Origin of the sequence: Palleronia salina (assembly GCF_900141995.1) — a bacterium.
Taxonomy (GTDB): Bacteria; Pseudomonadota; Alphaproteobacteria; order Rhodobacterales; family Rhodobacteraceae; genus Palleronia; species Palleronia salina.
In genome coordinates this window covers 247767-259878 of record NZ_FQZA01000002.1, presented here as the reverse complement: position 1 = coordinate 259878, position 12112 = coordinate 247767, and the positions used below count along the sequence as shown (strand labels likewise).

At 69.4% G+C, this 12112-nt stretch carries 11 protein-coding genes; 6 read left to right on the top strand and 5 right to left on the bottom strand.

Features of this window, described 5'->3' with window-relative positions; genetic code table 11:
* Nucleotides 1-95: 95 nt before the first annotated feature.
* From crtA to bchO, 4 genes are read left to right on the top strand one after another with little or no spacing between them, the layout of a single operon-like run.
* Nucleotides 96-800, top strand: a complete 705-nt coding sequence (gene crtA, locus BUB76_RS04140; RefSeq protein WP_139210031.1) for a spheroidene monooxygenase — start codon at nt 96-98, stop codon at nt 798-800.
* On the top strand, nt 797-1822 hold the full coding sequence (gene bchI, locus BUB76_RS04135) for a magnesium chelatase ATPase subunit I (protein WP_073127042.1): 1026 nt from the start codon (nt 797-799) through the stop codon (nt 1820-1822). Before crtA ends, bchI begins: the two co-directional genes overlap by 4 nt.
* Nucleotides 1819-3483, top strand: a complete 1665-nt coding sequence (locus BUB76_RS04130; RefSeq protein ID WP_084140528.1) for a magnesium chelatase subunit D — start codon at nt 1819-1821, stop codon at nt 3481-3483. The genes bchI and BUB76_RS04130 overlap by 4 nt, the downstream gene beginning before the upstream one ends.
* Nucleotides 3484-3485: 2 nt before the next feature.
* Complete coding sequence (gene bchO, locus BUB76_RS04125) at nt 3486-4382, top strand: alpha/beta fold hydrolase BchO (protein ID WP_073127039.1); 897 nt, start codon at nt 3486-3488, stop codon at nt 4380-4382.
* 33 nt (nt 4383-4415) lie between these two features.
* On the opposite strand, the gene BUB76_RS04120 is transcribed toward bchO, so the two are convergent.
* The 5 genes from BUB76_RS04120 to BUB76_RS04100 form a co-directional block, all read right to left on the bottom strand.
* Complete coding sequence (locus BUB76_RS04120; protein ID WP_073127037.1) at nt 4416-5519, bottom strand: flagellar basal body P-ring protein FlgI; 1104 nt, start codon at nt 5517-5519, stop codon at nt 4416-4418.
* The gene (locus tag BUB76_RS17585; RefSeq protein WP_175550260.1) at nt 5519-6523 is read right to left on the bottom strand and encodes a flagellin N-terminal helical domain-containing protein; all 1005 of its coding nucleotides are present in this window, start codon (nt 6521-6523) and stop codon (nt 5519-5521) included. The genes BUB76_RS04120 and BUB76_RS17585 overlap by 1 nt, the downstream gene beginning before the upstream one ends.
* A 2-nt stretch (nt 6524-6525) precedes the next feature.
* A complete protein-coding gene (gene flgK, locus BUB76_RS04110) occupies nt 6526-7971 on the bottom strand; it encodes a flagellar hook-associated protein FlgK (protein ID WP_073127033.1) in 1446 nt (481 codons plus the stop codon).
* 39 nt (nt 7972-8010) lie between these two features.
* Nucleotides 8011-9312, bottom strand: coding sequence for a flagellar hook protein FlgE (locus tag BUB76_RS04105; protein ID WP_073127030.1), 1302 nt, complete (start codon nt 9310-9312; stop codon nt 8011-8013).
* A 79-nt stretch (nt 9313-9391) separates the two neighbouring features.
* Nucleotides 9392-10192, bottom strand: a complete 801-nt coding sequence (locus BUB76_RS04100; protein ID WP_073127028.1) for a flagellar motor protein MotB — start codon at nt 10190-10192, stop codon at nt 9392-9394.
* A 137-nt stretch (nt 10193-10329) separates the two neighbouring features.
* Here BUB76_RS04100 and ubiG point away from each other — a divergent pair, with 137 nt between their 5' ends.
* Nucleotides 10330-11040: a bifunctional 2-polyprenyl-6-hydroxyphenol methylase/3-demethylubiquinol 3-O-methyltransferase UbiG gene (ubiG, locus tag BUB76_RS04095; protein WP_073127026.1), complete on the top strand. Its 711-nt coding sequence runs from the start codon at nt 10330-10332 to the stop codon at nt 11038-11040.
* A 95-nt stretch (nt 11041-11135) separates the two neighbouring features.
* Nucleotides 11136-12101 (top strand): DUF808 domain-containing protein, encoded by a 966-nt coding sequence (locus BUB76_RS04090; RefSeq protein ID WP_073127024.1) that lies wholly within the window; start codon nt 11136-11138, stop codon nt 12099-12101.
* Nucleotides 12102-12112: the final 11 nt, after the last annotated feature.

The window sequence follows — 12112 nt, the reverse complement described above, 5'->3', positions numbered from 1 at the left end:
CTGACAATCAGCTGTATCACGCCGCGCGCTTTGCAAGTGATCAGATATCTGTCAGACTAGGTTTACACTTCGTGGCCGCTTGCGGAGGGCGCCCCATCCAGACCGTGACCCTGTCCATCCACCGTTTTGACACGGTTTCCGCGCGCCTTTGGGCGTTCGCGCAGATGGGTGCCTCACGTCTGCCACTGTCCCGTGTTCCCGACTGCCAGTTCTGGAAGCTCTGCGGGTCGGGCAGCGGCGAAGGGTTCACGCCACGCCCCGAAACCGCCGTCTGGGCGATTCTGGCGGTCTGGCCCGATGCCGCCACCGCGCGAATCCGCCTGCGCGACACGCCCGTGTTCCGGCGCTGGCGCGATCGCGCCTCGGAAGATTGGACCCTGTTCCTGCGCCCGACCTCGGTGCGGGGGGAATGGTCGCGGCGCACGCCCTTCAGCGCATCGCCCGACCCGGGTGGACCGCTGGCCGCGCTGACCCGGGCGACGATCCGGCCCCGCCACCTGCTGCGGTTCTGGGACCAGGCGCCCGCGATCTCCGACGTGATCGGCGCCGATCCCAACGTGGCGTTCAAGATCGGCATCGGCGAGATCCCGTTCCTGCACCAGATCACCTTTTCCGTCTGGCCCAACGCCGCCTCGATGGCGGCCTTCGCCCGGGCGGACGGGCCCCATGCCCGCGCCATTCGCGCGGTGCGGGACGGCGACTGGTTCGCGGAAGAGCTTTACGCGCGGTTTCGCGTTATCGACACATGCGGCCACTGGCAGGCCGCCCGACCCCTCCCAACCGAAGGACAGGCCGCATGAGCCAACCCTTTCCCTTTTCCGCCATCGTCGGCCAGGAAGCCATGAAACACGCCATGGTGCTGACCGCGGTTGATCCGTCCATCGGCGGCGTCCTGGTCTTCGGCGACCGGGGCACCGGCAAGTCCACCGCCGTGCGCGCGCTGGCCGCACTGCTGCCACCCATCCGATGCGTGGCGGGCTGCCCGGTGAACAGCCCCCGGAAGGCCGATTGCCCCGATTGGGCCGCGGTCGAAGACACCCGCATCGTCAGCCGACCGACCCCGGTGGTCGACCTGCCGCTGGGCGTCTCGGACGACCGCGTGACCGGCGCGCTGGATATCGAACGCGCGCTGACCAAGGGCGAGAAGGCGTTCCAGCCCGGCCTGCTGGCGAAGGCAAACCGTGGATACCTGTATATCGACGAGGTGAACCTGCTCGAGGATCACATCGTCGACCTGCTGCTCGACGTGGCGCAATCGGGCGAGAACCTGGTCGAACGCGAGGGTCTTTCGATCCGCCATCCCGCGCGCTTCGTCCTCGTGGGTTCGGGCAACCCCGAGGAGGGCGAGCTGCGCCCGCAGCTTCTGGACCGGTTCGGCCTGTCGGTCGAGGTGACATCACCCCACGATATCGACACACGGGTCGAGGTCATGCGCCGCCGCGACGCCTTCGATCGCGATCCGCGCGGGTTCCTGAAGCTGTGGAAGCCGCAGGACGCCCAGCTTCGGAAGGATATCCTCGCCGCGCGCAAGGCACTGCCCAAGGTGTCGACGTCCGAGAACACGCTGACCGATTGCGCCGCCCTTTGCATCGCACTCGGGTCCGACGGGCTGCGGGGCGAGCTCACGCTGCTGAAGGCCGCCCGCGCCGCCGCCGCCTTCGACGGCGCCAAGTCTGTCGAGCGCGAACATCTGCGCCGGGTCGCCGCCATGGCCCTGGGCCATCGCCTGCGCCGCGATCCCATGGACGAATCGGGCAGCGCCGCCCGGGTCGAACGTATCGTAGCCGACACGCTGGGCCCGGTCCGCGTCGCGGCGGAATGACACCGGGACGGATCCACGACGCGCTGCGGCTGCTGGCGCTGGACGGTGCCGGGCTTGGCGGTCTGTGGCTTCGCGCGCGGCCGGGCCCGGTGCGCGACGCGGTACTGGCCGCGCTCGAACCGCTCGGCGCCCGCCGCATCGGTCCGCAAACCCCGGAAGACGCGTTGAGCGGTGGAATCGACCTTGCCGCGACCCTGTCGGCAGGGCAGGTCGTGTCCCGGCCCGGCATTCTGGAACAGGGCGGGTTGGTCATCGTCACGGGGGCCGAACGCCTGGACCCGGCCCGCGCCGCGCGGCTGGCGCAGGCGGTCGATGACGGCGGCCTGGCGCTCGTCTGCCTCGACGAAGGCGCCGCCGAGGACGAAGGCCTGCCAGGTGCGCTGGCCGATCGGTTGGGTCTGTTTCTCTATCTCGACGACATGCGCCACGATGCGCTGGACGATCTCGACACCGTGTCGGCCGGAGGCGCGGCGATGCAGGGGCCGGACGTGACGCTCGCACCCGACCAGGTCCGCGCGCTGGTCGAAACCGCAGCCGCCCTCGCCATCGACGGGATGCGCGCCCCCCTTCTTACCGCCCGCGCAGCGCGGGGCCTCGCGGCGTTGGACGGCGCGGCTACGCTCACCGAGGATCACCTGGCCCGGGCGGTGGCGTTGTGCCTTGCCCATCGCGGCACGCCGCTGCCCCAGACGGACGACACCGACGAGACGGCCGCGGACGACACGCCGCCGCCCGAGGAGCGCGACAGCGCCGCCGAGGATGACAGCACCGACGCGCCATCCGACAGCCTGCCGGCCGAGCTGCTCGTCGCCGCAGCCCGCGCGCAATTGCCGTCCGATCTGCTCCGCAGCCTTGCCGAAGGGCGCCGCGCGCGGGCCGCCAAGGGCTCCGGCGGCACCGGCGCGGCCCAGCGCGGCCACCGGCGGGGGCGTCCCCTGCCCGCGCGACCCGGTCGGCCGGGCGATGCCGCGCGGCTGGATCTCGTGGCCACCCTCCGCGCGGCTGCCCCATGGCAGACCATCCGTGCCCGCACCGCGCAGGTCCCCCGCTTGGTTCACCTGCGGCCCGCCGATTTCCGCATCCAGCGCTTCGAGGAGCGGACCGAGCGGCTGCTGATCTTCTGCGTCGATGCGTCCGGCTCGCAGGCCGTGGCGCGGCTGGCCGAGGCGAAGGGCGCGATCGAGCTGTTGCTGGCACAGGCCTACGCCCGGCGCGATCACGTGGCGCTGGTGGCCTTCCGCGGCAAGGCGGCCGAGGTGCTGCTGCCGCCCACCCGTTCGCTCGTGCAGACCAAGAAACGGCTCGCCGCCTTGCCGGGCGGCGGTGGCACCCCGCTGGCCGCCGGGGTTTCCACCGCCTGCGATCTTGCGCAGATGGCCGCGCGGCGCGGCCTGACGCCGTCGCTGGCGCTGCTCACGGACGGGCGCGCAAACATAGACCTCGACGGGCAGCCCGACCGGCAGCGTGCCCAGGATGATGCCCTGTCCGCCGCCACGCGCGCGGGGCGCGGCCTGCCGGGCGGGATCGTCATAGATACCGGGCGGCGGCCCAGCCCCAGCCTCGCCACGCTGGCCGAGCGCGCCGCGGCCAGCTACGTGCCGTTGCCCCGCGCCGACGCCGCCAGCCTGTCGCGGACGGTGGCGCCCCTTCTGGACGGCTGACCGTGGACTGGGCGCGCGACGCGCGGGACTGGCCGAACCGGGCGGCCTCGCGCCGCGTTCGCTGCCGACCCCATGACTGGCACGTGCAGGTCATGGGCGACGGTCCGGACCTGTTGTTGCTGCACGGAACGGGCGGCACCTCCTATGGCTGGGCGGGAGTCATGCCGCTCCTCGCCAAGGATTTCCGCGTCATCGCGCCCGACCTGCCGGGCCACGGCTTCACCCGGCCCGGGACACGGCAACGCAGCCGTCCGGTCACCATGGCCGAGGATCTGTGGCGGCTCATGGACTGGCTAGGCGCGCGGCCCCGCTGGATCGTCGGACACTCGGCGGGCGGCGCGCTGGCCGTGCACATGGGTGCGCAGGCGCCCGACCGCGTGGACGGACTCATCGGTGTGAACCCTGCGCTGGACGGGTTCCAGGGTGCAGCCGCCTGGGCGTTTCCCATGGCCGCCCGTGCCATGGCGGCGACCCCCGGCATCGGCGCCGCGCTGTCGCGCGTGGCGCGCAGCCCGGCGCGCCTTAGCCAGATCATGGGAAGCACCGGGTCGCGCCTGACCCAAGAGAGCCTCGACATCTACGCGCGCCTCCTGGCCGACCCCGAGCACCTGCGCGGCACGCTCGACATGATGGCGCAATGGTCGACAGCCGGACTGCCGTCGCTGCTGCGCGAATGGTCCGGCGCCCTGGTCCTGATGGTTGGCGACGCCGATCGGACCGTGTCACCCGAGGTGTCCCGCAGGGCGGCGCGGCCGACGTCACGCGGCGAAGTGGTGCGACTGGGGTCATTCGGTCATCTGCTGGCGGAAGAGGCACCCGGTATCCTCGCCGAAGCCATCTCGAGACACATCGCCCAACCCGGCAGTCGACCGATCAAACCCGTGCGTCAGCAATGCTGAACCCCGTGTCCGTGGGCCCGCTGCCCGATCGGACTATTGCACCACGAGTTCGGCATGCAGCGCGCCCGCGGACTTGATCGCCTTCAGGATGTCGATCATGTCGCGCGGCGCGACGCCCAGCGCGTTCAGACCGGCGACCACCTCGGACAGGGATGTCCCGTCCGGCACGACGGCCAGCCCGATCCCTGCCTCGTCCTCGATCCCGACATTGGTGCGCGGCACGACGACCGTCTCGCCCGGAGCGAAGGGGTTGGGTTGCACCGCGACCGGCGCTTCCTCGACCCGGATGGTCAGGCCGCCCTGGCTGACGGCCACCTGGCTGATCCGCACGTCCGATCCCATGACGATGGTGCCCGATCTCTGGTCAACGACCACGCGCGCACGCCGTTCGGGCTCGACCCGGATATTCTCGATCCGGCCCAGCGCGTGGGCGGGTGAGCGCGCCCGAGTCGCGGCGATATCGACCTCGACCGTCCCCGCATCCAGCATGATCGCGACCCCCCGGTTCAGGTCCGCGTTGATCGCCTGTTCGATCCGGGCCGCCGTGGTGAAGTCGGGGGTCCGCAAGGCCAGCCGCACGCTGGTCAGTGAGCCGAAGTCGAAATCGATCTCGCGTTCGACGCGTGCGCCGGCGGGCACGGCCCCGGCGGTCGGGACGCCCTGGGTGACCGTGGCCGCGTCACCCTCGGCCGTGGCGCCGCCGGCAATGATAGTGCCTTGGGCCACCGCGTAGATCTGGCCGTCCGCGGCATTGAGCGGGGTCATCACGAGGGTCCCCCCGAGCAGCGAACTGGCGTCACCGATGGCCGAAACGGTCACGTCGATCTGGCTCCCGGCGCGGGCGAAAGGCGGCAACACCGCGGTGACCAGCACGGCCGCGACGTTGTTGGGGCGGAACTGCTCGCCCGTGACGTTCACGCCCAGCCGCTCCAGCATGCTGGCCATGATCTCTTCGGTGAAGGGCGAATTGCGCAACCCGTCACCGGTGCCGTTCAGCCCGACGACGAGGCCGTAACCCAGCAGATCGTTGCCCCTGACGCCGTCGAATTCCACCAGGTCCTTGATCCGTACCGGCGACGCCGAAGCGGCGGTCAGGCCGAGGATCAGGACGGCGCATGTCAACCAGAGCCTGCGCATCACAGGAAGTTCGCCAGGTTCAGGCGCGACAGTCGCGCGGTCAACGTGTAGAGCGATTCGAGCTGGACCTGCGTCTGCTCGATCCGGGTCGCGGTTTCGTAGGGATCAGCACCGATCAGGCTGATCCGGGTCTGATCGAGCGCCGTTGTCTCGGAGGCGTTCCGGGTGATCGCGCGGTCGATCAGGCCCTGCGCGCTGCCAACCACCGACCGTTCACGGGTCAGGCCGTTGTCCGCGCCGCGCAGCCCGCCGATCGCGGTGTCGATTATGGCCTGGCGCTCGGCCGGGGCCCCGACGAAGGCGCCGCCGTCCAGGAGGGCGATCCTCGCGATACCCGCGAGAGTATCCCGGAAAAGCGCGGAATCGGCCCGAAGGCCAAGGTCGACCGATTCGTCCTGGCTGATCCTTTGCGGCGCGAGATCTTGGGCCGTGCCTTGGTAATCGGTCGTCTCGAATCCGCCCCCGGGGCCGAAATAGGCATCGACCGCCGCGTTGAAGCTGGCCGCGTCTGGGGCCCCGGCGACGAACGACGCCAGGTCGGCCAGGATCGCGTCGGCGTCCCGAAGCGGGGCGGTTCCGGTCGCCGTGCCCGAGAACAGGAAGCGGCCCGCACCCGTCGCGTTCATCGACGACACGGTCGTTGCGAAGGCGTCTTGTGCCGCGGCGATGACGGCGGATTCGACATTGCCGCCGACCCCGCCCTGGGACAGGACCGCCTTCGTCCCAAGATCCTGTACCAAGTCCTGGATACGACCCAATCGGGCTTCGGTCGCGTCGGCGAAAACCTTGGCTTCCTTCGCCGCGCTGCTGAGGGCGGCAAGTTCGGTCACGCTGCGTTCGAGCGCGGTGAGTATCCCCAGATCGCCCGAGAGGGCGGTGCCCTTGTCGCGCTTCAGGCCCGTGGTGAGTTCGGTTCCGAGCTTGGAGAGTTCGGATGTCAGCCGGGTGTTGGCACGGCGCGTCACGAAGGTCTGGGCGAGATCGCCTATGGATGAAAATGGCACGATCAGATCTCCAGAAGTTGCTGCAGCATCGTGTCGACGGCCTGGATCACCTTGGTGTTGGCGGTGTAGATCTGTTCGACCAACAGCAGGGTTTGAAGCTCGGCATCGGTATCGACCCCCTGCTCGAGCTCGCGGGCGATGAGTTCGGATGACCTGGACAGGGCGAAGGTGCGATCCTGCTCGGCCCGGAACAGGGACGATCCCAGGCTCGACGCGACCTGGTCGGCCTGCCCGCCGAGGCTGAAGGATCCGGTTCCGAGCGCCGCCGACGCGGCGGGTTGCGAGGCGCCCAGCGCCGCGCCCAGCGTGTTCAGAAGGCGCGCGTCGCCCTGCGGTCCGGGCGCGGTGGCGCCCACGCCATCGCGAAGCCGCCACACCGCGCCACCCTGGGCCGGATCAACTGCCGCGTTCAGGGTCACGCGTCCGGCGAGCCCGACTTCGTTGGCCGGGGCGAAGGCCGCGCCTGCATCGGTGAACAGCCCGGGCGATCCGGCCGCGATGGTCGGGTCCACACCGGAGGCGGAAACGCGTGCGATCAACTCCCGCGCCAGGCCGTCGAGCTGGGCCTGCGCCGCGACCCCGGTGCGATCACGCAAGTCGAACGCGGCTTGCAGGGATCCCCCCGACATCCGGCCCGAGCTGCGGCTCATGTCCACCGGGAGGCCGTTGATGTTCAGGCCCGACAATGATCCGCCGAGCGCATCGCCCGGCGTCATGGCGCCCGCGGGCGAGAAGCCGACCCGGGCGGGCCGGTCATCCAGCAGCAAAGCGCCGCCCGTGGTGATCAGCGCCACGCCGCCGTTCGGGCGCGGCAGTTCCCGCAGCGGGACGATCCCGGCGATACTGTCGATCTCGGCCTGGCGGGCGTCCAGCAGGCCGTTCACATCGTTGCCCTGTACCCGGGCGCGCATGATGTCGCCGTTCAGCGTATCCACGCGGGCGAGGCTGGTATTGAGCCGATCGACCTGCGCGGCGATCGACCTGTCGGCGTCGAGCCGGACGGATTGCACCGTATCGGAGGCCGCGTTGAGACTGCCCGCGAGGGCACGGGCACCGTCGGCCAGCGCGTTCAGCCTCGGCTGCGATGCGGGCTGGCTGGCCGCCTCGGTCAAGAGCCCGGACAGGGCAGCGACACGGCCCGGGATCGATTGCGGCGCGCCGGGCTCTCCCATGGCATCTGTCAGGCGTTGCAGGCCGGTCACCGTGGTGTCGCCGCTGGCCACGGCCGCATCCGAGGCACGGCGTTCGGACAGCAGCGCGGGATCCGATGCACGCGTGACCCCTGCCACGGTGACGCCGCCGGTGAGGGCCCGGCTGGCGAGGTCGACCTCGCGCTTGCCGTAGCCGGGCGTCAGCGCGTTGGCGAAATTCGACGACACGACCTGCGCGCTGCGCCCGGCCGCCCCCAGGCCCGATATGGCGTTGTTCAATGCGTTCGAGATGGCCACTTGGCGTCTCCTGTCGCTGGTTCAGGAAGGCTGCGCCGATCAGCGCTTGAGGTTGGTGGTTTCCTGCAGCATCTCGTCCACCGTCTGGATGATCTTGGCGTTCGAGGAATAGGCGCGCTGGGTCTGGATCAGGGTCGTCAGCTCGTTCGCGACATCCGTGGTGCTGGCTTCACGGGTATAGCCCACGGTCTCGCCCACCGGACCTTCACCGGCGTCCCACAGGAACATGTCGCCGCTTTCGCCGGTGACGGAGTAGGTCTGGCCATCGCCGGATTTCAGGCCATTGGGATTGGCCACGTCGATGATGGGCACCTGGTAGATCGAGCGCGTGAAGCCCGAATCGTAAACCGCGCTCACGATGCCACCCGCGTCGATCTCGACCCCCAGCAGCGTTCCGACGGAGGTGCCGTTCTTCGCGAGCGACGAGGGCGCGAAGACCGAATCGAGCTGCGTAATGGCCGAATTATCGTTCAGCTCACCGATATTGAGAGCGATGGTGCCTCCACCGGCCGTCAGGTCCACCGTTCCGGTCGCGGGATCGTAGGCATTGCCCGTGACGGTCGTGACAGAGGTCATGGTGCCGCCGCCCGGGTTGCCGGTGTTGAAGTCCAGCGTGTACTCGGCGATGACCGCGCCGCCACTGGCACTGTCGGTCACCTGCATGGTCCACTGGTTCGACGGGGCCGCGCCGCCCACGGTCGGGGTGAAGACGACGTTCAGCGACTCTTTCTGACCAAGGTTGCCGAAGTATTCCAGGGTGATGTCATACGGATCGCCGCTGGCACCCGGCGCGCTGTCGTCCGACGGCAGGTTCACATGCATCGTCATCTCGGTCGTCGGGTTGGCCGAGTACTGGTTGTGGAAGATGTTGATCGGCTCGAGCCCGTCGGTGCTGTCGCGGGGGAAGGACGGGAAGCTGCCGTCCTGGCGGGCCGGCCAGCCCAGGAGCACGTTGCCCACGGGGTCGGTCAGGATACCGCTGTCGTCGGGTCGGAACGATCCGGTGGTCATCAGCGACAGCGGCAATTCGCCCTGCTGGGTCAGCGCCGCCTGTCGCGTGACGGGCATGAATCCCCGACCGTTCATGGCGATGTCGGTGGCGTTCTGCGTGGTCTGCAACTGGCCGCGTTCGTCGATCAGCCGCGCGGTCGAGCTGCGCACGCCGCCCGCGTTGAATCGGCTGGCATTGCCGCTTTCCAGGACCATGGCGTGGAAGTCGGTCTCGACCCGCTTGTAGCCCATGGTCGCCGAGTTCGCGATATTGTCCGAGATGCTGGCCAGCCGCTGGGCGTTCGCGTTCAGGCCGGAAACCCCGGCGGCGAGGGAGGAAGAGATCGTCATGGGGTGCGCCTTTCTGATGTCACCGCGTCGTCTTTGAGGAAGGGTTAGCCCACCGGGCTTAACAGGCCGCTAACGCCGGTCAGCGCAGCAGGATGAGCTCGATCCGGTTGTTGCGCGGGTCGGTCGGCGCCTTGTGCAGCCGGTTCCGGTCGGCGAAGCCGCCGATGCGGGCGATGCGGTCCGCGGAGATCGCGTTGCCGGTCATCAGGATGCGGGTCTTCTGCGCCCGGGCCGCCGACAGGTCCCATTCCGCCCGTTCCACCCGGACGACGGGCTGGGCACGGACGTGGCCGTTCACCGCGACCCGGTTCTCGGCCAGGCGGAAGATGTCCGAGACAACCGCGATCAGCTCGCGGCCCAGTGCCGTGGGCGTGTCGCGCTCGGGCTCGAACAGCGGCGCGCCGGGCAGGTCGAACATGTCGACGATCAGCCCCTCGTCGGTGATGCGCACGTCGATATGCTGCAACAGGTCGTCGGCCACGGTCGATTCGCCGGAATTGGCGTCCAGCTGGTCCTTCACGTCGCCCAGCGCGTCCGACAGCGCCGCCTCGGCGCCCTGCCCGGCACCGGCGCCGGACGACTGAACCACCTGCGCACCCCCGGCGCGCCCCACGAACTGATCGTTCGACGCCACGTCGTCCCCGCCGAACACCCCATCGCCCCCGCCCGAGAGCTTCGCCATGGGGATGGCCGGGTTGAAATAGTCGGCCAGACCGTTGCGCTGGGTCTCGGTCGTGGCGTTCAGCAGCCACATGAGCATGAAGAAGGCCATCATCGCCGTGACGAAATCGGCATAGGCCACCTTCCAGGCGCCACCGTGATGGCCGTCGCCGCCGCCCTTCTTCTTGCGTTTGATTATGATCGGCGCATTCGATGCCATGGTGTCACCCCCGTAAATCCCGAGGACGGATCTACGGTCGCAGCGATGAACCGGGGGCTAACCGAATAAGGTCATTGCGTGGCTTGGGTGTGGCGCAACCCGCGCTATCTGTGCGGCGAAGGACCGAAGGGGCGGACATGGCCGAAAAGACGCGCAACAACCTGCAGATCTACGACGATTTCGCCCGGCAATGGTGGTCGGACGACATCCGCTGGGTGCGCACCCTGAAGAACATGGTGCCCGGGCGCCTGTCGTGGTTCGACCGGCTGATCGATTGGCAGGGCAAGCAGGTGCTGGACCTGGGCTGCGCCGGCGGCTTCATGGCCGAGGCGCTGGACGATCGCGGGGCGCGCGTCACGGGCATCGACCCGGCCGAGGACTCGATCAAGGCCGCGCGGCAACACGCCGAACAGGGCGGGCGCGACATCCGCTACGACGTGGGCAAGGGCGAGTCGCTGCCCTACGACGACGGCGCCTTCGACGCGGTGGTCTGCGTCGACGTGCTGGAGCACGTGGAAAGCGTCGAGCAGACCCTGCGCGAGGTGGCGCGCGTGCTGCGTCCGGGCGGGCTGTTCCTGTTCGACACGCTGAACCGCAACCCCGTGTCGCGCCTGGCGGCGATCACCATGGCCGAGGACGTTTTGCGCATCCTGCCCAAGGGCACCCACGACCCCGACATGTTCATCAAGCCCGGCGAGCTCGACACCCTGCTGAAACGCGCGGGGCTCGCGCCGCGCGAGACGACCGGGCTGGGGCCGCGCGGGTTGAACAAGCGGCTGGACCCGGTCTTCGGCCGTGTGCCCACGACCGCCGTCATCTACATGGGATGGGCGCGCAAGCCGGGCTGATCCGCCCAAGCCATCTGGCCCGCCAACGCGGCCCCGCATTGCGCGGCCGCCCTGCGGTGCTATGTCACCCCGGAGCAGGCAAAGGAGGACGCCGGATGAGCGGTCTGATCGCGCTACTGGACGACGTGGCGGCCATCGCGAAGGTGGCGGCGGCCTCGGTCGACGATGTCATGGGGCAGGCGGTCAAGGCGTCGTCCAAGGCCGCGGGCGCCGTGATCGACGACGCCGCGGTCACCCCGAAATACGTCCACGGCTTTTCCGCCGACCGCGAGATCCCGATCGTCTGGAAGATCGCCAAGGGGTCGTTCTTCAACAAGATCGTCATCCTGCTGCCCATCGCCCTGCTGCTGTCGGTCTTCGCGCCGTGGGCGATCCCGCCGCTCCTGATGCTGGGCGGCGCCTACCTGTGTTTCGAGGGCGCCGAGAAGGTGCTTCACGCCATCAACCCGGCCGATCATCACGCCGAGGACCTGGTGAAGGAAAAGATGGCCGACGCGCATCTCGAGGAGAAGAAGGTCAAGGGCGCGATCAAGACGGATTTCATCCTGTCGGCCGAGATCATGACCATCGTGCTGTCGTCCCTGCCCGAGGATATGGGGTTGTGGCGCGTGGCGCTGGTGCTGGGCGCGGCGGGAATCCTGATCACCGTGGCCGTTTACGGCGCGGTGGCGGTCATCGTGAAGGCCGACGACGCCGGCGTCGCCATGGCCGCCAAGGGGCGGCTGTCGGTGACGCGGTCGCTGGGCCGGTTCATCGTGAAGGCGATGCCGTGGATCATGAAGGCGCTGGTGGTCATCGGGACCGCCGCCATGGTGTGGGTCGGCGGCAACATCATCGTCCACGGCCTGCACGAGATGGGCTGGCACCTGCCCTACGACATCATCCACGACCTGGCGGTCGCCGCGGGCGATGCGGTGTCGGGCTATCGCGGTGCTGTCGAATGGGCGGTGACGGCGTTCCTCGACGGTGTCATCGGCTTGATCCTGGGCGCGATCCTGGTGCCGGTGGTGAAGACCGTTAGCGGCCTGTTCGGCAACAAGGACAAGGCCGGGGCCCACTGACCCCGGCCAGC